This window comes from Neisseria sp. P0006.S009, from assembly GCF_051962915.1.
Classification (GTDB): domain Bacteria; phylum Pseudomonadota; class Gammaproteobacteria; order Burkholderiales; family Neisseriaceae; genus Neisseria; species Neisseria subflava_E.
Window position 1 is genome coordinate 203,497 of sequence record NZ_JBQCUV010000004.1, and the last position, 23,344, is coordinate 226,840.

The 23,344-nt window shown below is 50.8% G+C and carries 17 protein-coding genes and 2 tRNA genes; 13 read left to right on the forward strand and 6 right to left on the reverse strand.

Going from position 1 to position 23,344, the window contains the following annotated elements; all coding sequences use genetic code 11:
• Positions 1-79 precede the first annotated feature (79 nt).
• Positions 80-1,624: an amidophosphoribosyltransferase gene (purF, locus tag ACTHTK_RS08725; RefSeq protein ID WP_107723069.1), complete on the forward strand. Its 1,545-nt coding sequence runs from the start codon at positions 80-82 to the stop codon at positions 1,622-1,624.
• Between the two features lie 74 nt (positions 1,625-1,698).
• On the forward strand, positions 1,699-2,190 hold the full coding sequence (gene greB, locus ACTHTK_RS08730) for a transcription elongation factor GreB (RefSeq protein ID WP_003685038.1): 492 nt from the start codon (positions 1,699-1,701) through the stop codon (positions 2,188-2,190).
• Positions 2,191-2,269: 79 nt separating this feature from the next.
• On the opposite strand, the gene plsY is transcribed toward greB, so the two are convergent.
• Positions 2,270-2,881, reverse strand: a complete 612-nt coding sequence (plsY, locus tag ACTHTK_RS08735) for a glycerol-3-phosphate 1-O-acyltransferase PlsY (protein WP_371459066.1) — start codon at positions 2,879-2,881, stop codon at positions 2,270-2,272.
• Between the two features lie 57 nt (positions 2,882-2,938).
• Here plsY and folB point away from each other — a divergent pair, with 57 nt between their 5' ends.
• A complete protein-coding gene (gene folB / locus ACTHTK_RS08740; RefSeq protein WP_070646806.1) occupies positions 2,939-3,289 on the forward strand; it encodes a dihydroneopterin aldolase in 351 nt (116 codons plus the stop codon).
• Positions 3,290-3,362: 73 nt separating this feature from the next.
• Positions 3,363-3,899: an NUDIX hydrolase gene (locus tag ACTHTK_RS08745; RefSeq protein WP_440378172.1), complete on the forward strand. Its 537-nt coding sequence runs from the start codon at positions 3,363-3,365 to the stop codon at positions 3,897-3,899.
• 129 nt (positions 3,900-4,028) lie between these two features.
• On the opposite strand, the gene ACTHTK_RS08750 is transcribed toward ACTHTK_RS08745, so the two are convergent.
• Together ACTHTK_RS08750 and ACTHTK_RS08755 are read right to left on the reverse strand one after the other, a co-directional pair.
• Entirely contained in the window at positions 4,029-4,667 is a 639-nt protein-coding gene (locus tag ACTHTK_RS08750; protein ID WP_440378173.1) for an alpha/beta hydrolase, read from the reverse strand.
• Between the two features lie 41 nt (positions 4,668-4,708).
• A complete protein-coding gene (locus ACTHTK_RS08755; protein WP_440378174.1) occupies positions 4,709-5,503 on the reverse strand; it encodes a polyamine aminopropyltransferase in 795 nt (264 codons plus the stop codon).
• A 215-nt stretch (positions 5,504-5,718) separates the two neighbouring features.
• Here ACTHTK_RS08755 and ACTHTK_RS08760 point away from each other — a divergent pair.
• The 6 genes from ACTHTK_RS08760 (at position 5,719) to ACTHTK_RS08785 (ending at position 11,360) form a co-directional block, all read left to right on the forward strand.
• Positions 5,719-5,794, forward strand: a tRNA-Thr gene (locus ACTHTK_RS08760).
• Positions 5,795-5,830: 36 nt separating this feature from the next.
• Positions 5,831-5,906: transfer RNA gene (locus ACTHTK_RS08765), tRNA-Thr, on the forward strand.
• 128 nt (positions 5,907-6,034) lie between these two features.
• Positions 6,035-6,826, forward strand: coding sequence for a 3-methyl-2-oxobutanoate hydroxymethyltransferase (gene panB / locus ACTHTK_RS08770; RefSeq protein WP_049333454.1), 792 nt, complete (start codon positions 6,035-6,037; stop codon positions 6,824-6,826).
• Between the two features lie 119 nt (positions 6,827-6,945).
• Positions 6,946-7,782, forward strand: a complete 837-nt coding sequence (gene panC / locus ACTHTK_RS08775) for a pantoate--beta-alanine ligase (RefSeq protein ID WP_285069873.1) — start codon at positions 6,946-6,948, stop codon at positions 7,780-7,782.
• Positions 7,783-7,870: 88 nt separating this feature from the next.
• A complete protein-coding gene (gene mutS, locus ACTHTK_RS08780) occupies positions 7,871-10,471 on the forward strand; it encodes a DNA mismatch repair protein MutS (RefSeq protein WP_440378175.1) in 2,601 nt (866 codons plus the stop codon).
• Positions 10,472-10,508: 37 nt separating this feature from the next.
• Positions 10,509-11,360 (forward strand): DUF5672 family protein, encoded by an 852-nt coding sequence (locus tag ACTHTK_RS08785; protein ID WP_440378176.1) that lies wholly within the window; start codon positions 10,509-10,511, stop codon positions 11,358-11,360.
• 43 nt (positions 11,361-11,403) lie between these two features.
• Here the strand turns inward: ACTHTK_RS08785 and ACTHTK_RS08790 are convergent, their stop codons facing one another.
• Positions 11,404-12,240: a DUF4198 domain-containing protein gene (locus tag ACTHTK_RS08790; RefSeq protein WP_440378177.1), complete on the reverse strand. Its 837-nt coding sequence runs from the start codon at positions 12,238-12,240 to the stop codon at positions 11,404-11,406.
• A 387-nt stretch (positions 12,241-12,627) separates the two neighbouring features.
• Between ACTHTK_RS08790 and ACTHTK_RS08795 the strand changes: the two genes are divergently transcribed.
• The 3 genes from ACTHTK_RS08795 (at position 12,628) to ACTHTK_RS08805 (ending at position 15,660) form a co-directional block, all read left to right on the forward strand.
• Complete coding sequence (locus tag ACTHTK_RS08795) at positions 12,628-13,677, forward strand: sulfate ABC transporter substrate-binding protein (RefSeq protein WP_199903855.1); 1,050 nt, start codon at positions 12,628-12,630, stop codon at positions 13,675-13,677.
• A 77-nt stretch (positions 13,678-13,754) separates the two neighbouring features.
• Positions 13,755-14,813, forward strand: coding sequence for a DNA polymerase IV (dinB, locus tag ACTHTK_RS08800; protein WP_107723079.1), 1,059 nt, complete (start codon positions 13,755-13,757; stop codon positions 14,811-14,813).
• A 115-nt stretch (positions 14,814-14,928) separates the two neighbouring features.
• Positions 14,929-15,660 carry a phosphoadenylyl-sulfate reductase gene (locus ACTHTK_RS08805; protein ID WP_107723080.1) on the forward strand — a complete coding sequence of 244 codons (732 nt, stop codon included), beginning with the start codon at positions 14,929-14,931 and terminating at the stop codon, positions 15,658-15,660.
• A gap of 59 nt (positions 15,661-15,719) precedes the next feature.
• Here the strand turns inward: ACTHTK_RS08805 and recB are convergent, their stop codons facing one another.
• Positions 15,720-19,376: an exodeoxyribonuclease V subunit beta gene (gene recB, locus ACTHTK_RS08810; protein WP_440378178.1), complete on the reverse strand. Its 3,657-nt coding sequence runs from the start codon at positions 19,374-19,376 to the stop codon at positions 15,720-15,722.
• 145 nt (positions 19,377-19,521) lie between these two features.
• A complete protein-coding gene (locus ACTHTK_RS08815; RefSeq protein ID WP_107723082.1) occupies positions 19,522-23,280 on the reverse strand; it encodes a hemagglutinin repeat-containing protein in 3,759 nt (1,252 codons plus the stop codon).
• Between the last annotated feature and the right edge of the window lie 64 nt (positions 23,281-23,344).

Below are 23,344 nucleotides of genomic sequence, written 5' to 3' on the forward strand. Positions count from 1 at the left end.
AACAATTCGAGCAAACTCATCTAAATTATTTTATAATGACAGCTTACCCATTTAATCTTCAAACTCGGAGAAGCACGATATGTGTGGTGTATTAGGTTTGGTTAGTCATGAGCCGGTCAATCAGATGTTGTATGATGGTTTGCAGATGTTGCAACACCGTGGTCAGGACGCAGCAGGTATTGTTACTGCCGAAGGCAATATATTTCATATGCACAAGGGCAAAGGCATGGTGCGCGAAGTGTTCCGTACCCGTAATATGCGCGACTTGGTCGGTAATGCAGGCATTGCACATGTCCGCTATCCGACTGCAGGCAATGCGGGCAGCAGCGCAGAAGCCCAGCCGTTTTATGTCAGCTCTCCATTCGGCATTGTTTTAGCACACAATGGTAATCTGACCAATACCGAAGAGCTCTATGAAAACGTATGCAACAAACACCTGCGCCACGTTAATACCAGCTCCGATTCTGAAGTCCTACTCAATGTATTCGCGCACGAATTACGCCGCGAAGTTTCTAAAAATACAGCCCCTTATCAACTTACCATCGACAATATTTTCAACGCCGTTTCCGAAGTACACCGCTTAGTGCGCGGCGCGTATGGCGTAGTGGCCATGATTGCCGGATATGGTATGCTGGCTTTCCGGGATCCTTTCGGTATCCGTCCATTGGTTTTGGGTTCGCAAATTGACGAATCCGGTAAAAAATCGTATGCCGTTGCCTCTGAATCAGTTGCTTTCAACGCGCTTGCCTATGATTTGGAACGCGATATCCAGCCGGGCGAAGCCGTATTTATTGGTTTTGACGGCACGATTATTTCCCGTCAATGCAGCGATAAAGCCAAATTAAGCCCTTGTCTTTTTGAATATGTTTATTTTGCCCGCCCAGACTCCGTCATCGATGGCGTTTCCGTTTATCAGTCCCGTATGGATATGGGCGTATCTTTGGCAGAAAAAATCAAACACGAGCTGCCTGTCGATGATATCGATGTCGTGATGCCGATTCCCGATACCAGCCGACCCAGCGCGATGGAGCTTGCCGTCCATCTCGAAAAACCTTACCGCGAAGGTCTGATTAAAAACCGCTACATCGGCCGCACCTTTATTATGCCCGGCCAAGCAACACGCAAAAAATCAGTACGCCAAAAACTCAGCCCGATGGAAACCGAGTTTAACGGCAAAAGCGTTTTGTTGGTGGATGACTCCATCGTGCGCGGTACGACCAGCCGTGAAATCGTTGAAATGGTACGCGCGGCAGGTGCACGCAAAGTCTACATTGCTTCTGCAGCTCCCGAAGTGCGCTATCCAAATGTGTACGGTATCGATATGCCGACCCGTGAAGAACTGATTGCAAACGGCCGCAGCGCAGCAGAAATCGCAACCGAGATTGGCGCAGACGGCATCGTCTTCCAAAACTTAGAAGACTTGGAAGCAGTAGTTAAAGCACTCAATCCAAAAATTGAATCCTTTGATTCCTCATGCTTTAACGGTGTTTATCAAACCGGCGATATCGACGAAGCATACCTAAACCGCCTCTCCGCCGAAAAATCAGGTTGCGGCGGCTTGAAAGTACATCCAAGCAAAATGGAACACAGCATTAGTATCAGCGATAGCGATGATGAAGAATAAAGTAAATTGACTTACAATAAAGGCCGTCTGAAAATCAACGTTCAGACGGCCTTTAATTATGTTTTAGACACATCATGAGTACCGAAACCAAAAATTACATCACGCCTACCGGTTGGCAGGCATTGAAAGACGAACTTTATCATCTGGTCAACAAAGAACGCCCGGAAATCGTCCAAATCGTTAACTGGGCGGCAAGCAATGGCGACCGCAGCGAAAATGGCGACTATCTTTACGGTAAACGCCGTATGCGCGAAATCGACCGCCGTATCCGCTTCCTAACCAAACGCTTGGAAGCCGCTGTCGTCGTCGATCCAGAAGCGCGTGAAGCCACGGACCAGATTTTTTTCAGCGCCACCGTTGGCTTACTGCGCGGAGACGGTCGTGAACAAACCGTCAAAATCGTCGGCGTAGATGAAATCGATACCGCTAAAAACAAAATCTCATGGATTTCCCCTTTGGCGCGCAGCCTGATAAAAGCACGTGAAGGGGATGAAGTTGTCTTGGATACACCGGAAGGACGTGAGGTTATAGAGATTCTGTCGGTGGAATATATTAAGATTGACTGATTATGAGTGAGTAAAAACTATTAAGGCCGTCTGAAAAATATACTTTCAGACGGCCTTTTATTTGAATATATCTACGCTTTTAAGATTTTCCGGCTTTATCTCCGATTTTGCTTTCTTTTCCTTGAATCAGATTTTGAATATTGCTTTTATGGCGGTATAACACCAATGCGGCAATGAATACAGTTGCCCATGCCCAAGAGGCGTGTGGCATCATGAAGAAGGCGAAGATGGGTGAGCAGACGGTGGCGACCAGTGCGGCGAGGGAGGAGACTTTGAAACCGAATGCCATGACCAGCCAAATCAAGGCGCAAAGCAAGGCGGTTGCGGGGGAGAGGGCGAGCAAGACGCCTAATGCGGTGGCTACGCCTTTGCCGCCTTTAAAATTGAAAAATATTGGCCACATATGGCCGACCAATGCGGCGATGGCAACCAGTGCTATCGTTGCATCAGACAAATTTAAAGCATCTTGCAGACAGCGTGCTAAGATGACGGCAACCAAGCCTTTTACTGCATCGCCGAGCAGGGTCAGTGCGGCCGCTTTTTTCTTACCGCTGCGCAAGACGTTGGTGGCACCGGGGTTGCCGGAGCCGTAAGTGCGCGGATCGTCCATGCCGTAATATTTTGATACGATGACGGCAAAAGACAGGGAGCCGATAAGATAGGCGGCAATAATGGCGAGTACATTGAACATTTTGGGTGCTTTACTTAAAATGGGAACGGTTATTCTATCAAAAAAACGGACAGGCAAATGGATAAAATCTTTTTGTACGGCATGAAGGCCGATACTTTAATCGGCGTATATGATTGGGAACGCGAGCGTAAACAGACTTTGATTTTGGATTTGGAAATCAGTGTTCCCGAGCGTACCGGCACGAGCGACGATATCGGCGACACCATCCATTATGGCGAAGTATGCGAAGTCGTACGCCTCAGCCTTGCCGAACAGGATTTTTTACTGCTGGAAACTTTGGCGGAACATATCGCCCAATTGATTTTAAATGATTTTGGTGCGGCCAAAGTGCGCGTCCGTATTGTGAAACCCGGTATCTTGCCTGATGTGGCGCAGGTTGGTATTGAAATTGAACGCACTCGGGAATAGGGCTTATCTATGCCGTCTGAAAAAGGATTTCAGACGGCCTTTAATATTTAATAATTTGGAAATGAGGTAAAAAATGGATTTGAAAGAAACTAAATTAAGCAGTGAGCCAATCTACGAAGGTTCTTTTGTTACCATCAGCCGCGATCGGGTTCGCCTGCCCAACGGCAACGAAAGCCAACGGGTTGTGATCCGTCATCCGGGGGCTGCGTGTGTATTGGCTGAAACGGAAGATGGTAAAGTTGTTTTGGTGCGCCAATGGCGTTATGCCGCCGATCAGGCGACGTTGGAATTGCCGGCGGGTAAATTGGATGTAGCGGACGAAGATCCTGCCGAATGCGCTTTGCGTGAGTTGGCGGAAGAAACGCCATATGTCGCTGATAGCGTCAAACTGTTGTACTCCTTTTATACCGCAGTCGGTTTTTGCGATGAAAAAATGTATCTCTACCAAGCGCAAGGCGTGCGTTTGGGCAGCGAGTTGAGCAATGATGAGGATGAAATTACTGAAACCGTCTTGATGAGCAAGGAAGAAGTACGCGCTGCATTGGCAAACGATGGAATCAAAGATGGTAAGACTTTGATTGGTTTGCAGTATTGGTTGACTCAGAATTGATATGTTAAGCAGAAAATCCTTGATGGACTTCTGAATACTTGAGCCTGATAGTTAGATAATAAGGTTTCATACAAACAAGGCCGTCTGAAAAAGCTTTCAGACGGCCTTGTTTTATTTTGTAGCCGGATTTTAACCTAATAAAGCCGGTGCAAACCGTGTGATCGTATCGCGCAAAACGATGAGTTTGCCGTGGAAGAAGTGGGACGAACCGGCAATGGTGACAACTGGCAGGCCTTGGGGTTCTGCCCATGTCAGGGCTTTGTTGATTTCGACGACTTCGTCTTCCGCGCCATGAATCATCAATGTTTTGGCGACATCAGGAACGTTGGATGGTTCCGGGCGGTCGGTGTAGTGATGGACGGCGGCACCCATCAGCAACAGTAAATCAGGCGTGCGCGCTTGTGCGGCAAAGGTGGAAACGTAGCCGCCGAATGAGAAACCGGCCAGGACGAATTGCGGCGCGTCAGGATGTTGCGCGCGGGCGTAGTCGATAACGGCAATACAGTCTTGCGTTTCGCCGCGGCCGTAGTCGTGTACGCCTTCGCTATTGCCTACGCCGCGCAAATTGGGCAGGTAGCAATGGAAACCGAGCTGGCTGAGGGCTTTGGCGGCGGTTTGGATGACTTTGTTGGTGTTGGTGCCGCCTTGCAGGGGATTTGGGTGGTTGATGACGGCAACGCCGCGGGCGGATTCTTGTGTGCTTGGCAGGTAGATGGTTTCCAGCAAACCGGCCGGGCCGGGGATTTGAATGATATCGGGTTTGAGCATGAGTGTGTCCTTGTTTGTTTTTTCAGACGGCCTGAAGCGGTTTACAGATAAAAATTCTTGCCGTTGTTTTGGTTGTTGGCTTTCAAATCAGCAAGCATCCGTTTGAAGTCCAAGCCGTATTTTTCGCTTAATTTTTCGGCGCGTTTTTTCAGGTTGTCGAGATTTTGTTCTTTAGGGCTACTTTGGAATGCCATGACCGCTACGTTGCCGTGGCTCTCAGCAGGCAGCTCGAGCACGCGGCCGTCAAAGACGTTGAGCAGGCGTTCGACAAAGCGTTGATAACGCTGGTCGCCACTCCACCAGTTGGTGACAAATACGCCGTCGGGGGAGAGGGCATTGCGGCAGTCTTGGAAGAATGGTTCTTCTACCAAATCATCGATAATCTGTTCGCCGTCAAAACCATCTACCAAAATCACATCGGTATTGTGGCGGAACACTTTAATATATTCCGCGCCATCTGCCTCGATAATTTCAAAATTTTCGCCTTCGTGCGGCAATTCAAACAGGCTGCGCGCTACGGCGATGACTTGCGGATTGATGTCCACGGCGGTTTGCTTGGTGTGGGGCAGATAGCTGTCTATCCAACGGGCAAACGAGCCTCCGCCCAAGCCGATTTGGGTGATGTGTTTGGGCGGGGTTTCTGCAAACAGCAGCCAACCTATCATGGCGCGGCTGTACGACAACACCAGCTCGGACGGATGATCGACATTCATGGAGCTTTGAATGGTGTCGCTGCCCAAGTGCAGGGAACGGATATTGCCTTCTTCGGAAATGCCGACTTCGGGCAGGTGGGATTTGGCTGGGCGCAGGCGGCGGTAAGGATGGCGGGGTGGCATGGGGGCAGACGAAAGATGTAAAAGGCGTTATTTTAACAGAAACAATGATATTTTGCGCTGGGGCGGTTTTCAGACGGCCTTTGCGTGTGTTGGATTGGAAGATAAGGCAGGTATTTAATTTTCTTTAAAATCATTGGTTTTTATAATTTTGTGAGTAACTTTGTTTGAAAATGCTTGCCAAGATGGGAACTTATCGGCATAATGCCGACTTCCTTGCCGGTATAGCTCAGTTGGTAGAGCACCTGACTTGTAATCAGGGGGTCCCGAGTTCGACTCTTGGTGCCGGCACCAGTTAAAGACTGATGGTGTTGCAAGGCATTTCAGTAAGCCGGTATAGCTCAGTTGGTAGAGCACCTGACTTGTAATCAGGGGGTCCCGAGTTCGACTCTTGGTGCCGGCACCAATTAAAAGCCCGATTGTGAAAGCAGTCGGGCTTTTTGCTTATGCTTTGATATTTTAAAAGCAGACCTTATAATACCGCGTTTCCATTACAACAAAGGGCTGCCCGTCGGGCGGAACACACAGAACACCATGATTACCGTAAACACTTTGCAAAAAATGAAAGCAGAGGGCGAAAAAATCGCCATGCTGACCGCTTATGAATCCAGCTTTGCCGCGCTGATGGACAATGCCGGCGTAGATGTGCTGCTGGTAGGCGATTCTTTGGGCATGGCGGTGCAAGGTCGTCAGTCCACGTTGCCGGTGAGCTTGCAGGATATGTGCTACCACACTGAATGCGTGGCTCGCGGTACTAAAAATGCCATGATTGTCAGCGACTTGCCGTTTGGCGCGTATCAGCAGAGCAAAGAGCAGGCATTTGCAGCGGCGGCTGAGTTGATGGCGGCCGGCGCGCATATGGTCAAGCTCGAAGGCGGTGTCTGGATGGCGGAGACCACTGAATTTCTGCAAATGCGCGGTATCCCTGTTTGCGCCCACATCGGCCTGACTCCGCAATCCGTGTTTGCATTCGGCGGCTATAAAGTTCAAGGCCGCGGCGACAAGGCGGAAGCGTTGCTCAACGACGCCAAAGCACATGATGCGGCAGGTGCAGCAATCGTATTGATGGAATGCGTTCCTGCAGAATTGGCGAAAAAAGTGACCGAGACCGTTTCTTGCCCGACCATCGGTATTGGCGCAGGCGTGGATTGCGACGGTCAGGTTTTGGTGATGCACGATATGCTCGGCATCTTCCCCGGTAAAACCGCCAAATTCGTGAAGAACTTTATGCAGGGCAAAGACAGCGTTCAAGCTGCGGTCAAAGCCTATGTGGACGAAGTCAAAGCAAAAACGTTCCCATCTGTCGAACATACGTTTGCCGGATAAAATAAAAACCAGGCCGTCTGAAACTTATTTCAGACGGCCTTTTTGATGAATAAAAGCGTATAATCGGCGCGTGATTTCCGTTGATGAAACGGCGGAAAAGATAAAGGATTTTTCAAACCATGCAAATTATTCATACGATTAAAGAATTGCGCGAGTGGCGCAAAACTGCCGGAAAAGTGGCATTTGTGCCGACCATGGGCAATCTGCACGAAGGCCATCTTGCGCTGGTGCGCGAAGCGAAAAAACGTGCCGATAACGTTGTGGTCAGCATTTTTGTCAACCGCCTGCAATTCGGACAAGGCGAAGATTTCGACAAATATCCGCGCACTTTGCAACAAGATGCCGACAAATTGGCAGGCGAGGGCGTTGCCGTCGTGTTCGCACCTGATGAAAAAGAGCTGTATCCGAATGTGGAACAGCGTTTTAATGTCGAGCCTCCGCACCTGCAAAACGAATTGTGCGGTAAATTCCGCCCGGGCCATTTCCGCGGCGTTGCGACCGTTGTGACCAAGTTGTTCAACATCGTTCAACCCGATACCGCCTGTTTCGGCAAAAAAGACTATCAGCAGCTGGCGATTATCAAAGGCTTTGTCGAAGACTTGAATTTCAATATCGAAATCGTCCCGGTCGACACCGGCCGCGCTTCAGACGGCCTGGCACTTTCCAGCCGCAACCAATATTTGAGCGAAGCAGAGCGTGCAGAAGCGCCCCGCCTCTATCAAGAGTTGCAAAACATTGCCGCCGCCCTGAAAAACGGCAATCGGGATTACGCCCAGCTTGAGGCCGAATGTATCCGCCGTTTGACTGATGCTGGCTGGGTGGTTGATTACGTTGAAATCCGCCATGCACACAGCTTGGCAGTGGCTCATGTTGGCGATAAAGAATTGGTGGTGCTTGCCGCCGCCCGTTTGGGTACCACGCGCCTGATTGATAATTTGGAAGTGGCTTTGGCTTAAAACCAAGCTGCTGTTAAAGGCCGTCTGAAACCTGTTTTTCAGACGGCCTTTTGTTACAATAACGCTTTTGCGTTTCTAAGGCTTTTCCATGTCCAAACCCACCGTTTCCCCGATGATGCAGCAGTATCTCGCCATCAAATCGCAACACGCTGACAAGCTGGTGTTTTACCGCATGGGCGATTTTTATGAGCTATTTTTGGATGACGCGGTGGAAGCGGCGAAGCTATTGGATATCACCCTGACCACGCGCGGGCAGATGGACGGCGTGCCGATTAAGATGGCGGGCGTGCCGTTCCACGCGGCGGAGCAGTATCTGGCGCGGCTGGTGAAGATGGGCAAAAGCGTGGCAGTGTGCGAGCAGGTGGGCGAAGTCGGCGCGGGCAAAGGGCCGGTGGAGCGCAAAGTCGTGCGCATCGTTACGCCCGGCACGCTGACCGACGCGGCGTTTTTGGAAGACAAGGAAACCAACCGCATCGCGGCGGTGAACGCGGATAAAAAACACATCGCCATCGCGTGGGCATCTTTGCAAAGCGGCGAATTTAAAACCAAGCTGACGACGGTGGACAAACTTGCCGATGAGCTGGCGCGTTTGCAGGCGGCGGAAATCCTGTTGCCCGAAGGCAAAAGTCTGCCTAATGGTTTTCAGGCAACCTCTGCCAACATCACGCGCCTAAACTCATGGCAGTTTGCCGCCGATGCGGGCGCGAAATTGTTGACCGAATACTTCGGCTGCCAAGATCTGCACGGCTTCGGTTTGGACGGCAAGGAACACGAAGCCGCCGTTGGCGCGGCGGGCGCGCTGTTGAACTACATCCGCCTGACGCAAAACCTGATGCCGCAACACTTAGACGGCATTTCGCTCGAAACCGACAGCCAATATATCGGTATGGACGCCGCCACGCGCCGCAATCTCGAAATCACGCAAACCCTCTCCGGCAAAAAATCGCCGACCCTGTTTTCCATACTCGACGGCTGCGCCACCCACATGGGCAGCCGCCTCTTGGCACTCTGGCTGCACCACCCCTTACGCAGCCGCGCCCACATCCGCGCCCGCCAAGAAGCCGTTGCCGCGCTGGGTTCGCAATACGAAACCCTGCAAGGCCGTCTGAAAAACATCGCGGACATCGAACGCATCGCCGCCCGCATCGCCGTCGGCAACGCCCGCCCGCGCGACCTCGCCGCTCTGCGCGACAGCCTGTTTGCCCTGTCCGAAATCGAATTGTCCGCCGAGGGAAGCAGCCTGTTGGAAACCCTCAAAGCCGTTTTCCCCGAAACCCTGCACGTTGCCGAAACCCTTAAAGCCGCCGTGATGCCCGAGCCTGCCGTCTGGCTCAAAGACGGCGGTGTCATCAACCAAGGTTATTGCGCAGAACTTGACGAGTTGCGCCACATCCAAAACCACGGCGACGAATTCCTGCTTGAGCTTGAAGCGCGCGAACGTGAACGCACCGGCCTCTCCACCCTCAAAGTCGAGTTCAACCGCGTCCACGGCTTCTACATCGAGCTATCCAAAATTCAAGCCGAACAAGCGCCTGCCGACTACCAACGCCGCCAGACCCTGAAAAACGCCGAACGCTTCATCACCCCAGAACTCAAAACCTTTGAAGACAAAGTCCTGACCGCGCAAGAGCAGGCATTGGCACTGGAAAAACGCCTGTTTGAAGCCCTGCTGAAAGAAGTTCAGACGGCCTTGCCGCAGCTTCAAAAAGCAGCCAAAGCTGCCGCCGCGCTGGACGTACTCTCTACCTTCGCCGCCACCGCCGCCGAACGCGGCTTCGTCTGTCCCGAGTTCGCTGACTATCCGGTCATCCATATCGAAAACGGCCGCCATCCCGTCGTCGAGCAGCAAGTGCGCCACTTCACCGCCAACCACACCCGCCTCGACCACAAACACCGCCTTATGCTTTTAACCGGTCCCAACATGGGCGGCAAATCCACCTACATGCGCCAAGTCGCCCATATTGTCCTCATGGCGCACACCGGCAGCTTCGTGCCTGCCGATTCAGCCCAAATCGGCCCCGTCGACCAAATCTTTACCCGTATCGGCGCATCGGACGATTTAGCTTCCAATCGTTCGACCTTCATGGTCGAAATGAGCGAAACCGCCTACATCCTCCACCACGCCACCGAGCAATCCCTCGTCCTCATGGACGAAGTCGGTCGCGGCACTTCGACTTTTGACGGCCTCGCCCTTGCCCAAGCCATTGCCGAACATTTGCTGCAAAAAAACAAATCCTTCAGCCTCTTCGCCACCCACTATTTCGAGTTGACCAAACTGCCCGAAGCCCACGCAACAGCAGTCAACATGCACCTCTCCGCGCTTGAGCAAGGACAAGACATCGTCTTCCTCCACCACATCGAACCCGGCCCCGCCAGCAAAAGCTACGGCATCGCCGTCGCCAAACTCGCCGGCCTGCCCAACCGCGCTTTGAAAGCAGCTCAAAAGCACTTAAACGATTTGGAAAACCAAGCCGCCGCCAACCGTCCGCAGTTGGATATTTTCAGCGCCATGCCGTCTGAAAATGGGGCAGATGAGGAAGGGAAAACACAAGAAATTGAACCTGTTGATAATTTGCAGACCAATGAATTGGCTGAAGCTTTGGCGCAAATTCAGCCCGACAACCTCACGCCGCGCGAAGCCTTGGATGCCTTGTATCGCTTGAAAGAAATTTGCAATAAGGCGTCGTAAATAACTCAAAGGCCGTCTGAAACAGGAGAAACATATAATGAGTTTTGCTGACATTACCGTGGTTGGTATTACCGGTGCAGATTCTTATACCGAGGGCACGATGTATGCCATTATCCGCAGCTGTGCCGAATTGCCCGGCAGCCGTGGATTGCTGATCAGCCCGAGCTGTCCGCAAGGTTTGCCGGAAAATATCCTGCATCAGCCTTGCCGGAAATTCGGTTATCTGGAATACAATCTGTTTATTTTGTACCAACTGATGTATTACATCGAAACCGATTATTGTTTGATTGTTCAAAATGACGGCTGGGTGTTAAACGGTCAAAACTGGCAGGATGCCTATCGGGAATATGACTATATCGGCGCACCTTTGCCGATTTTGTTGGAAACCGAAGCCGACGGGCAGTTTTTCCTGAAGGGAACCGACCAATATTTGGCCAAACAACATCTGATTCAGACTTCTCCGAATTTGGACGAGCCGCAGAACGGCGGTTTCAGCCTGCGCAGCAGGCGGCTTTTAACCATGCCGCGACAGCTGGGCTTAAATGTAGAAATCCGGCCGCCTTTGCCGCCGGAAGACGGAAAAATTGCCGGTATGGAATGGCTGGTGCGTCTGCACCACGAGGATATGTTTTTGACGGCGCAACACCGTTATAGATTGCAGGACTTGGGTTTGAAATTCGCGCCTCCGAATATTGCGACGCAATTTTCTTCAGAAGTACCGTTTATCAATCAAATGAGGAATGTCCCTTTAGAGCGCGTCTTTGGGGCGCATTGGATGGGCAATGTGGTCTTGACCGGCTGCAACCGTGTCCGGTTTGCCCAATTGAATGAGGATAAATTGGAAACATACTCCCGTTTTTTTAGAAATTTGGGTTATGAATGGGAATAAATTAAGGCCGTCTGAAAGTTCAGACGGCCTTTTTTAATGGCTGTTAATGTTGATGGTGGTGGGCATGGCGTGCAGCCGCGCGTTTGGTACCGACAGGCACGACCAGCGTTGCGTAAGTATTGTCTTTCTGACATACGCTTTTATCGCCGTAATCGGTCTCGTTCACCACTTTGATTTTCCACAAGCCGTCAATCAGCGTAATCACATTGACCACGCCGTTTTTATCGGTTTTGCCGGAGAAGCCCTGAGGCTCGCGGTGGTCATGGGTTGATTCCAAGTCCATTTCGGCCAAAGTGTCCGAGCTGGCGGTAACGGTGGCTTTAACCAAAGGCTCTCCTTTGTACAGGACTTTGACCGGCAAAATACCGCCGGCTTTGACTGCGTTCGGATTTTTCAGCGGAACCAGTTCCAGCTCTTGGCCGATAGGGCGGGTCAATACCGCTTCATCGACTGCGCCGTTGCCCACGTGGACGAAACTCTTGCCGAACATTTGCGATTGTTCGCAATAGGTGGCACCGGCCAGCTGTTTCAAGGTTTGCTGTTTCCAGCCGTCTTGGTTTTTCGACCAGAAAGTCGGTTGGTAGGTCGCGCTGACCCAGTAGGAGCCTGCGGGCAGGGCGGCTTTGGAAACGTATTGATAGTTTTCGCCCTTATTTACCAAATCAACGGTTTTCTTTGAGCTGTCGGTCAATTGCAGCGGTTTGAAAATATGCACGCGGTCATCGGCGATTTTTTCGACATTGGGGAAGTCGTGGCTGTAACCCAAATCCGCATGCAGGATTTTGCCGGCAGGCTGATGTGTCGGTGCGGCCACCCAAACATCGTGTGCCTGTGCCACTGCGCCCAATCCCAGCAATCCTAAAAGCATCCATTGTTTCATAGTTTCTACACTCCATTTTGTTGTTGAATGAAAGGCCTTGTATTTTGGCGAGTAGAAACATTACTCTTATTTGCATTTTTTGTAAATAATAAGAACTATATTTTTTAATTATAAATAATTATTTATATTGAATTTTCAGACGGCCTGAAGTATTAGGTAATGCTGTTTGCAACGTATGTTTATCCTGTGTAAATAGTTGCTTTAATCTTTATCTAATTAATTTATATACAATTTATTGTGATGTTTATCTGAGTGGGCATTTTTTCCCATCTTCAGCCCGGATTGTATATAACCAAAACTGATAAACGCGAAAGCAAACATTATTTCCAGTTTGCATCCAATCCCGATAAAGTGCTCCCATATTTTCAACAGGAGCCGACCATGAATATCCGTACGCTTTCTTTTGCCGCATTAACCGCCGCGCTGGCTTTGAGCGCGTGCTCGCCAAAAGCCGAACAATCCGCCGACAATGCTTCTCAAGCTGCCGGAGGTAAGGGGAGCGAAGTCAAATTGCTGAATGTCTCCTACGATGTCGCCCGTGATTTTTATAAAGAATACAATCCTTTATTTGTCAAAGAATTTGCCGAAAAAAACGGCGGGCAGTCGGTTGAAGTCCAACAATCGCACGGCGGCTCCAGCAAGCAGGCTTTGGCTGTCGCCAACGGTTTGGCTGCCGATGTGGTGACCATGAACCAGACTTCCGATATCGAGCTTTTGGTGAAAAAAGGTTTGGTCAAAGCCGATTGGAACACGCGCCTGCCGGACAATGCCGTGCCTTATACCAGCAATGTCGTTTTCTTGGTGCGCAAAGGCAATCCAAAACACATCCAAGACTGGGGCGATTTGGCCAAAGACGGCGTGCAAATCGTTTTGGCGAACCCGAAAACCACCGGTAACGGCCGCTACGCCTTTTTGGGTGCGTACGGTTATGGTTTGAAAGTCAATAACGGCGATGAAGGCAAAACCAAAGATTTTGTGGCCGCATTGCTGAAAAACACGCCGGTATTTGAAAACGGCGGCCGCGCAGCAACGACGACTTTCAGCCAACGCCATATCGGCGATGTTTTGGTTACCTTTGAAAATGAGGCCAACTACGTCAGCAAAAAGCTGACCCAAGACCAGTTTGAAATCGTCTATCCGAGCTACACCATTCTTTCCGAAGCGCCGGTTGCCGTCGTGGACAGCGTGGTCGATAAAAAAGGCACACGCGCCGCTGCCGAAGCCTATCTGCAAAACCTCTGGAGCGAACCGGCCCAAGAGTTGGCCGCCAATCTTTACCTGCGTCCGCGCAATGCCGAAGTGTTGGCCAAACACAAAGCCGACTTCCCCGATATTGAAACTTTCAATCCGAATGAGAAATTTGGTCCGTGGGAAGAAATCATGAAAAAATTCTTTGCCGATGGCGGATTGTTTGACCAGCTTTCCAGTAAAAAATAAGGCTTAAACATAGAGGCCGTCTGAAACTTCAGACGGCCTTTTGTTACAATAAGCCTTTTTCTTATCCATCTTTTCCCATGTCCCAACGCAAAATCATCCATATCGATATGGACGCATTCTATGCTTCGGTAGAACTGCGCGAGCAGCCGCAATTGAAAGGACTGCCCGTCGTTGTGGCGTGGGACGGTACGCGGTCGGTCATTTGTGCCGCGTCTTATGAAGCGCGCAAATTCGGTTTGCACTCGGCCATGTCGGTGGCGACGGCGAAAAGGCTGTGTCCGCAGGCGGTGTTTGTGCCGCCGCATTTCGATTGGTACCGCCAAGTGTCGGCGCAGATTCATGCCGTGTTTCGGCGTTATACTGATTTGATCGAGCCTTTGTCTTTGGATGAAGCCTATTTGGATGTTACCCGAAATTTTGAAAATATCCCGTACGCTAGCGAGGTGGCCAAACGTATTCGTGCTGAAATTTTTGAAGAAACCGGTTTGACAGCCTCCGCGGGCATCGCGCCCAATAAGTTTTTGGCCAAAATCGCTTCCGACTGGCGCAAGCCAAACGGGCAGTTTGTGCTGCCGCCGCAAAAAATCATGGCGTTTTTGGAGAGCCTGCCGTTGGGTAAGATTCCCGGTGTCGGCAAAGTCACGCTGAAAAAGATGAATGCCCTCGGTATGCAGACCGCCGGCGATTTGCGCCGTTTTGAGCGCGGCGAACTTTTAAACCATTTCGGTCGCTACGGCTACCGCCTTTACGATTTGGCACGCGGTATCGACGAGCGGCCGGTCAAAGCCGAACGCGAACGCCTGCAAATCTCAACCGAAATTACTTTGCCCGAAGATTTGTCTTTGGCGCAGGCTTCAAGCCATTTGCCGCACCTTGCCGAAGACCTCTGGCGGCAGGTTGAACGCAAAAACGTCGAAGCCAAAGGCGTTACCCTCAAACTCAAAACCCACGATTTCCGCATTATCACGCGTTCGCTGACGTATTCTTCCGTCCTTCCCGACAGCGCCTCGCTGCTTCAGGCGGCGCATACTTTGCTGCAACGCATACCGCCGCAACGCGAAGACGCCTTCCGCCTGATCGGTATCGGCGTGAGTCATTTGCTGCCGAAAAACCAGCAGCAGACGCTTTGGTTATAAAGAAATAGAAAAGCATTCTTTCCGTTTGAAGATAGGGCGCAGGACAATATCGTTCCATAACCATATCGGCAGCCGTTTAAACAGGCCGTCTGAAAATTATTAGGAACAACCAGCCATGTCTTTATTCCGCCCACAATTCTGGAAAATCCCCGAAATCAGCGATGACGAACGCCGCCGCCTGCCTGAGTTGGCAGCTGCTTTGGAGCACCGTTTGCAAGACATTGCCGCTCGCTATCCGCAAGCCGTGTTCGCATCCAGCCTTGCGGTTGAAGATATGGTCATTACCGATGCCGTGTGCCGTCTGAAACTGCCCATACGCATCATCACGCTCAATACGGGCAAACTCAATCCCGAAACCGCCGCGCTAATTGCCGAAACCAATGCGCGTTATCAAACCGAATTGGAAGTGTTTTATCCCAACCAGCAAACCGCCGATGAATTTGAAGCGGAATTCGGCACGACCGCGATGTACGACAGCATCGAGTTGCGTCGCCGTTGCTGCCATATCCGTAAAATCGAACCGCTCAACCGCGCTTTGCACAACGCGCCTGCATGGCTGACCGGACAACGCCGCAGCCAGTCGGAAACGCGCAGCGAATTGAATTTTGAAGAGCTGGATACGGGCCGCAACATCGCCAAATTCAATCCTATTTTCGATTGGGAAGAGCAGGATGTTTGGGCATATGCGCACGAGCACCAAGTTCCGCTTAATGCGCTTTATCATCAAGGCTATCCCAGCATTGGGTGCGAACCCTGCACGCGTCCGGTCAAGCTGGGCGAAAATATCCGTGCCGGGCGATGGTGGTGGGAAAGCAAAGACAATAAGGAATGCGGTTTGCACAAATAATCAAAGGCCGTCTGAAAACGTTTCAGACGGCCTTTTTGACGATTTAACAAAATGATTTATCAGGAATTTGTTTTCCGCTCAACGAAAGTAGAGAGCAAGGCGGTATCGATGTCCCATTTCCAAATGCCTTGTTCCGAGCCGTCCATGCCGCGCAGGAAGAGGTAGCGGATGGCGATTTTAGGCAACGGCTTGCCGCGCAGGGCATAGTAGCGCGCGATGGCAACGGCGTAGATCAGGGCTTGCAGGTAGTAGTGATGATGTGCCACAGCTTCGTTCATCGCCTGTTGCGTGTACGCGCTTGCATCGTTGCCCAAATGGTTGGATTTGTAGTCGATTAAAACGACATTGCCGTCTGAATCTTGGCAAACCATATCGATAAAGCCGTTTAAATAGCCTTGCAAATCATGGAAATCAAGCAGTTGCGCGGCTTGGACGCATTCGGGCGGCAGGTTTGCTTCGCTTGAGGCAAACCAACGGCGCAAGTCGTCCAGTTTGAAATCATCCATATACAGGGTAAACCCCATTTCGGGTAGGCGTCGGGTTGGCGGAATCTGCGACAGGCTCTCGCCGATTAAAGGCGTTAGGCGGCAGGTATTGAGCATGGCGCTTACCATCGGCAGCCATTTGTCTTCAAAGCTATGGCGTTGCAAGACTTCTGCAATCATTTCGGATTGGCTCTCGGCAGAGGCGGAGAAGTCGAGTTTTTCCAACATTTCATGCAAACATACGCCGGCATTTGTGCCGCGTGGGAAATGATGGATATCGAGGCCGTCTGAAAGCGGGGACAGCAGGTTTTCAGACGGCATGGCACGGTCTGCGCTTTCTGCCGGATCGATGGCAGGTTGCAAAGGCTCGTGTTGTTCGTCGGTTGACTTGGTGTGCCGGCTCAAACCGGTAAAGCTGGTGTGGCGGATAAAGTCAAAATTGCGACGTTTGATGCTATGTGCGCTCAAGGCTTGGTCTTGCTGGCGGCTGTATTGGTAGATGGTTTCCGGCGGGACTTCTTCCGTGAAGGCAAACTCCGTATTTTCAGGCGTGTTTGTGATAAAGCGTTGCCAGTTGGTTTTGAGCATTTCCACAACGTCTGTCGCGCTTTTATAGCTTTGGCTGACGCTTTCGCGGCCGGCATCCGGTAAACCTTCGAGCAGATAGGCAAAAGGATTGTTTGGCGTACAGTTTTTGTTGGCGGCGGCGTAGATGTTGAGCTGTTCTTCGGCGCGGGTAAGGGCAACATAGAGCAGACGCAAATCTTCTGCCGTCTTTTCGTCGGCAAGATGGCTTAGTTCTGCTTCCGAGGTTTGAGATTTGGCCAGCAGCTCGGTTTCGTGGTTTTCAGTATGCAGGATTTTCCAGTTTTCTTTGGAATTGTCTTTGGTATCCCACGCGAAGGGGCAGTAAACCAAAGGATATTGCAAACCTTTCGACGCGTGCATGGTAACGATTTTGACCAGTTTTTCGTCGCTTTCAAGACGGATGGTTTGCGCGTCTGATGGGAAATGGCCGCTGCGTGCACGGCTGATTTGTTCGTTTAACCATTTATGCAGGGCGGCAGGGTTGCGGCTTTGGCTATCTTCTTCGGCCAAAAGCTCCAGAATTTGGTAGTAGTTGGTCAGGCTGCGTTCGTTGCCGCCTTTGAGCAGGCGTGTTTCGATATCATGTAGGGCGGCAAACTGCTGCACGGCGGCAAAAATGCCGCCTTTCCGCCATTTTTCCATGGCCTCGGCAGATGACTCCAGCCATTTCAGCAGCTGGTGTTCGTTGTGGTTGAGTTCGTAAATCTCTTTGGCGGTATAGCCGAACAAAACGCCGGTCAAGACAAAGCGCAGCCAGTCGGTCTGCCTTGGGTTGAGCCAAAAGCCGATCAGCGCGGACAGCGAGTCTGCCTCGGCAGAATCGAAAACGGACTGGCGCGACAGCAACACGCTTTGGATACGGCGCTGTTTCAGTTTACCGGCAATCATCGCCGCTTCGTTATTGGTACGGACCAAAACGGCAATATCTCCGGATTCCAATGCGCGACCTTTGAAATTCAGACGGCCTTCGGCCGCTTCATTGAGCGCAAAGGCAATTTCATCGGCGCAATATTCGGCGGCACGGCCGCGCAAAATCTCTTTGCCGGTTTGATCGTCCGTATTGAGCCAGCGCACTTGGATGGCGGGGCGGTGTGGCGACAGCCGGCTTTCGGCGCGGCTGGCGGAGACCTCGCTGTAATCGATGTTTTCCAACACGAATGGGTGTTTTTTTTGTTTGAACAAGGCGCTGATGCCGTTGATCAGCTTGGCATGGCTGCGGTAGTTGACGGCAAGGGTGTAATGCCTGTCCGCATCTTGCGCGGCTTGCAGATAGGCGTAAATGTCCGCACCGCGAAAGCTGTAAATTGCCTGTTTGGGGTCGCCAACAAGAAACAGCGGGCAGCCTTGTTCGATAAAAATTTGGCGGAAAATTTCGTATTGCAGCGGGTCGGTATCTTGGAATTCGTCAATCAGCGCGATTTCCCAGTTTGCCGCTGCCGCTTTTGCCAATGCGTTGCCGTGTTCATGGGTGGTCAATGCCTGATGGACATCCAGCAGCAAATCGTCAAACACGCGCTCGCGGCGTGATTTTTTTTGTTCGGCAATGGATTGGTTGATGTAGGAAAGGAGGTCTAGTTGCAGGCAGATGAAGACTGCTTCTTCCGCGCTTTTCATTGCCTGCAAATCACGACCGAGATTGGCCAAGGCTTGCAGCTGAATAATTTCCGGCGCATCGGCATCGGCTTTATATTCTTTTTTCAGTTTGCTGTTGAGCGTGTCGATACTGAAGAGGCTTAATTTTTCCAGCGTTTGTTTGCTCAGGCGGGGCAGACGGTTGGATTCGGCGTTTGTTTTTAAATCGGTAAAAACATTTTCAAAGGTATTTCTTCTGTAGGTCTGGCCGTTAAGTTTGGGAAAGATTGCCCAAAACGCTTTTTCCAAGTCTTCCAATTGGCCGCAAACTTTTTGCCATGTTTCTTGAAGGTTGGCTTGGGCTTCTTGCAAATTGCCTTCAGGCCGTCTGAATTTCAGATAGGGGCGGCCGGTATAGCTTTTGATTTCGGCAAGCATTTCTTCGGGCGTGCATTTCCGGTCAAAAACCAATTGTGCCAATGTGGCATCGGTTGCCACTCTCTGCCGCCAAAAGTCTTGCGCAGGAATCAGCAGCCTCTCGCGCGAGTCGTCCGACAGCTCGACATCCAAAGGTGCACCGCATAAAAATGCGTAATCGCGCAAGACGCGCTGACAGAAGCCGTGGATGGTGTAAATCGATGCGTTGTCAAACTGGCTCAGCGCGGCTTTGAGGCGGAGAATCAAGCGATGGCAGCTTTCCTGTCCGTCTTGCTCGCCTAAGGCCAAAGGAATCAAGCGATTGAGAAAGTCATCGGGGGATTTTTTCTCTTTTTCGTAATATTTGTTCAGGCCGTCTGAAATATGTTCCGGCTTGCCGCCCAAGGTTTGGATTTCGTTTAAAACCTGCAACACTTCGTCCAAACGCGCACGCAAACGGGTTTTCAGTTCTGCTGTCGCCGCTTTGGTAAAGGTAACGACCAGAATTTTCTCGATGTCTTTTTTTTCTAAAACAATCAGTCGGGTAAAGAGCGCGGCAATGCCGTAGGTTTTACCCGTACCGGCAGAAGCTTCGATGAGGTTGGTGCCGTCGATGGAAAGTGTGAGCGCGTCAAAAGGAAGGGCGGAAGACATGGTTGGAACGGAATAATATTAGCGAGGCATTATCATAACAGAGATAGTGTGTGGTTTTGCATTGATGATAAAAATGCCGTCTGAAAACTTCCTGTTTTCAGACGGCATGTCTTAATGGCTATTCAAATGACTTCAATAGCGCATCTTAGTAACGCAAACGGCGTTTAGCGTAGCTTGGTTGGCGAGGACGATAGGTATAACGGTTCGCCGCAGAAGCTTTAGTGTTGTCATAGTAGTGCACAACATTATTACCGTTGATGGCCGTATTGTTGACGCTCAAACCGGTTGGAGAGCCGGTAGTAATAACGACATTGTCGCTTTGGATGACGTTTGCCGTATTGGTTACGTTGGCGTCATTTTTACCTTTGGCGTTGATGCCGCCGTTTGGTTTGCCTGAAGCGTAGCTGCCGTTGACATTGACGGTCAGATTTTTTTCGTTAACGCTGCTGATCGCGCCGGAAGTATTGACTTTGTTGCCTTCTACTTCAACGGAGTTGTTGGATACCAGGTTGGTACCGTGCAGGTTGACGTCGCCGTTGTTGGCATTGATTTTAATGTCATTGCCGGCCGCTACATTCGCGCCTGCGGCGGTAGAAGAAGCGTTATCGGTTTTGTTGACGCCGACAGAGCCGTTGACGTGAGGAACGGCAACACCGGTTTCAACATTGATTGTCGCACCAGCGCCGATACCGACATTAACGGCTGTACCTTGGTTGGAGGCAGTATTGGCTGATTCGGTGAAGGTTACGCCGTTGCCTGCGGTAATGTTGACGTTGTTGTTGGCAGTAATGTTGGATGCGATTTCAGCAGAGTCTTTGGCGTTGATGACAACATTGGTCGCATTCATATCGCCTTTGACGGCGGTAGATTCTTTTTTGTTTTCATCAGCGTAGTTGACGTTCAGGTTGGCATTCACATCTACGTTTGAACCGTCTTTGGTGTACGCGCCGACAGTCAAAGAAGCGCCGCCTTGTTTGCTGCTGCTGTTGCTGGTGTTGTGGGCGGCAGTGTTGTGGTATGAACCTGCATCAATGTTGATCGCACCGGTAACATCATATTTTGTACCTTCATCAGACACTTTGTCATTTGCCAAAACGATGGCATTGCCTGCGTTGATGGTGGTTACGGTTGCAGTGGATTCATTGTGGGTCGAAGAGTTGCCTTGACCTTGTGCAGTGATTTCACCGCCGATGCCTTTGTTGGTGCTGATGCCGGCAGAAACGACCAAACCGCCGCCGTTTTGTTTCACATCGGATTTCGCACCGCTGTGTGCCGCTGCATGGGTAACGTTTTTGGCAGATTCAACCACATTGCCGGTCGCATTAATCACTGTACCTTCTTGATTAATATTGCCGTTTGCAGTGATGGTGGTGTTGCCGCCGGTGTTGATGTTGGATATATGGGATGTATTCGTTACGGTAGTTGCATCTGTTTTGGTGCTGGTAATGCCGACAGATACGCCGACGCCTGCAACGTTATTTTTTTCGTATGCAGTAGCAGATACGCCCAAATCGGTTACGCGGCCGGATTCGGTTACAGTGTTGCTGCCTTTGGATGCAACAATATTGACGTCATTGGCTGCAGAAATGTTGACGGATTCTTCGCCGTTGACTTGGCTGCCGCTGACGGTAATGTTTGAGTTGGAAGACAACTGGGTGTTTTTACCGGTCAAAATGCTGCCGTTCAGGTCGACAGAATGGGTGTCGGTGTGGGTATCGGTGAATTTGATACCGGCTTTGGCAGTCACGCTGCCGTTTTCTTTATTGGTTTCGGTGCCAGAGTAGCCTTTGATGGAATACTCGTTGACCTGTTTGTTTTCTACCGCTTTGGCAGCATCAATGGTCAAATCGCCTGCGGAAGACAGTTGCAGTTTTTGTGCCGCAAACAATGCAGAGCCGATCACATTGATGTCTTTGTTGGAAACAACGGTCAGGTCGGCATTGGAAACCAGGGTAGAACCGGTTACTTTTTCAATGCTGCTATTGCTGCTGGTTTTAGAGGTCGTGATATTGAAAATCGTACCTTTACGCGCGCTTTGTGCGGAAGTATCGGTGCTGGTGGCGTTTTTAATATCAACATTGCCTGCTTTGGAGCTGACGAATGTACCGGCTTGGCCTTCAACGGTACTGCCGTAAACGTTGACGCCGTTTTTTGCACCCAAAACTACGTTTGAGTTGGCAGTAATGCTGCTGCCGTGCAGGTTTTCGGTACGGTTGTTTTGAACTTGGCTTTCACCGCCGAACAGACCGCCCCAGTATTTTTTCTGGTCGTTGAGGCTGTTGGTGTTGATGGTGGTTTGAGTACCCAAGTTGATGTTGTTGACATCGGTAACGACATTACCGTTTGCCGCAATGCTTGCGCCGTAAGTGCTCAAATCGCCTTCGGAAATCAAACCGATATCACCAGCTGCGGAGATTTTGGTTTGATGGGCGGTAGAGTTTTGGGAAGATTTTGTTGCGATACCGGTTTTCAGCGCGGCAGTTTCATTTTTGAAGCTGACATAAGTCGAGCTGCTGTCGGTTTCGCTGTTGCTGCTCAATACGATGCCTTGTTGGGCGGCAATGCGAGCATCAGCAGCCGAGTTCAGTTCGGTCGCGTCCAATTGGACTTTGCCTGTGGTGGCAATATTGACAGAACCGGCATTGATTTTGGTTTGATGCAGGCTTTCGTCAACAGAAGAGCTCAGGTTGTTGTTGTACCAAAGGCCTTTGCTTTGAGTGTGGTCGGATTCTGTACGGTTGGTTGTTTTTACCGCGTTAGAATTGATGTTGCCTGTGGCAGAAGCAGTCAGCGCGCCGGCATTGATGTTGGCTGCGCTCAGGTTGAGGCTGCCGCTATTGTTCAAAGTCAATGACTCGGATGCATTGATATTGCTGGCGGTAAAGTTTTCAGTTTTGTTGCGGTCAGAGCGGAAGTGCTGAACATTTTGCGCTTCTTTGCCACTGGAAGATTTATTGGCGGAATGGCTGGTAACCGTGCCTTTGATGTCGGTATCATGGGCAAACAGTTCCATTTGTGCGCCGGTCAGATTGGCGGACTGGATGCTCAGGTTGCCTTTGCTGTCGATATTCAGGTAGCGGGTACCGGTAATGGCGGCATTTTGAATGTTTTGTTTGGCGCGTTTATCGGTCGCGTGGATGCGGATGGTACCGGCGCGCATACTGCCGAAGATATGGCCGTCAAGCACCGGCGCATTTGAGGCAGCGTCCAATGCTTCGATTTGTGCAGTTTTGTAGTCGAAGTTGCTTTTGCCTGAAGAAACGTTGATGGCATCGGCGGCATTAACGTTGGCTGATTTGCCGACTACAACTTGCGGCGCGAGCAGGTCAACTACGCGGTTGCCGCTCAAATTGCCGTTTACTTGCAGTTGTTTGCCATTGTCGCTGATATTGAAAGATTTCAACGCGCCGTCTGAAACGGTTGGCGTACCGACAACCAAGGATGCGCGGTTGGCATTTAGAATGCTGCCGCCGTTGTGGGTAATGCCGTTAGGGTTTGCCAAAACATAGTCTGCGGCAATACCGAAGATCTCTTGCTGACCTAAGATCAGAGAAGGGTTTTTGCTGACCACTTCGTTCAAGATCACAGATGCGGCCTGACCTTGGAAGTTTTTGTTGGCAGACAGGTTTCCGGCCAGTTGGGATTTACCGGCAGACAGGGCGTTATTCAAAACGGCGCCGTGTTGGGAAACGTTGTACTTGTTATATTGGTTGTGAGAAAGACCTTGGGCCGTCGGTGCGGCAATATTGACGATGTCAACATTGTGCTGCTGCTGTACCGAAGTTTGGCCGATGGCTTCGATATTGGCCGCTACCGCTGCATTTCCCAGGAATGCAAAGCACACGGCGACAGTTACTTTGCCAGAAGCTGAGAGCTTAGGCTGATATAAAGTGTCGATTTTCATGGATTTTAATCCTTATTTATCGTGATGGAGATTGAATCAGAAATCCCATATCGAGTATTGGATT

What these genes read in the sequence shown, in the direction of transcription:
- folB (WP_070646806.1), top strand. Translation starts at nt 2,939, where the DNA reads ATGGATAAAATCTTTTTGTACGGCATGAAGGCCGATACTTTAATCGGC.
- panB (WP_049333454.1), top strand. Translation starts at nt 6,035, where the DNA reads ATGATTACCGTAAACACTTTGCAAAAAATGAAAGCAGAGGGCGAAAAA.
- panC (WP_285069873.1), top strand. Translation starts at nt 6,946, where the DNA reads ATGCAAATTATTCATACGATTAAAGAATTGCGCGAGTGGCGCAAAACT.
- purF (WP_107723069.1), top strand. Translation starts at nt 80, where the DNA reads ATGTGTGGTGTATTAGGTTTGGTTAGTCATGAGCCGGTCAATCAGATG.
- ACTHTK_RS08750 (WP_440378173.1), bottom strand. Translation starts at nt 4,667, where the DNA reads ATGCTCAAACCCGATATCATTCAAATCCCCGGCCCGGCCGGTTTGCTG.
- ACTHTK_RS08755 (WP_440378174.1), bottom strand. Translation starts at nt 5,503, where the DNA reads ATGCCACCCCGCCATCCTTACCGCCGCCTGCGCCCAGCCAAATCCCAC.
- ACTHTK_RS08785 (WP_440378176.1), top strand. Translation starts at nt 10,509, where the DNA reads ATGAGTTTTGCTGACATTACCGTGGTTGGTATTACCGGTGCAGATTCT.
- ACTHTK_RS08745 (WP_440378172.1), top strand. Translation starts at nt 3,363, where the DNA reads ATGGATTTGAAAGAAACTAAATTAAGCAGTGAGCCAATCTACGAAGGT.
- recB (WP_440378178.1), bottom strand. Translation starts at nt 19,376, where the DNA reads ATGTCTTCCGCCCTTCCTTTTGACGCGCTCACACTTTCCATCGACGGC.
- greB (WP_003685038.1), top strand. Translation starts at nt 1,699, where the DNA reads ATGAGTACCGAAACCAAAAATTACATCACGCCTACCGGTTGGCAGGCA.
- dinB (WP_107723079.1), top strand. Translation starts at nt 13,755, where the DNA reads ATGTCCCAACGCAAAATCATCCATATCGATATGGACGCATTCTATGCT.
- ACTHTK_RS08815 (WP_107723082.1), bottom strand. Translation starts at nt 23,280, where the DNA reads ATGAAAATCGACACTTTATATCAGCCTAAGCTCTCAGCTTCTGGCAAA.
- mutS (WP_440378175.1), top strand. Translation starts at nt 7,871, where the DNA reads ATGTCCAAACCCACCGTTTCCCCGATGATGCAGCAGTATCTCGCCATC.
- ACTHTK_RS08805 (WP_107723080.1), top strand. Translation starts at nt 14,929, where the DNA reads ATGTCTTTATTCCGCCCACAATTCTGGAAAATCCCCGAAATCAGCGAT.
- plsY (WP_371459066.1), bottom strand. Translation starts at nt 2,881, where the DNA reads ATGTTCAATGTACTCGCCATTATTGCCGCCTATCTTATCGGCTCCCTG.
- ACTHTK_RS08790 (WP_440378177.1), bottom strand. Translation starts at nt 12,240, where the DNA reads ATGAAACAATGGATGCTTTTAGGATTGCTGGGATTGGGCGCAGTGGCA.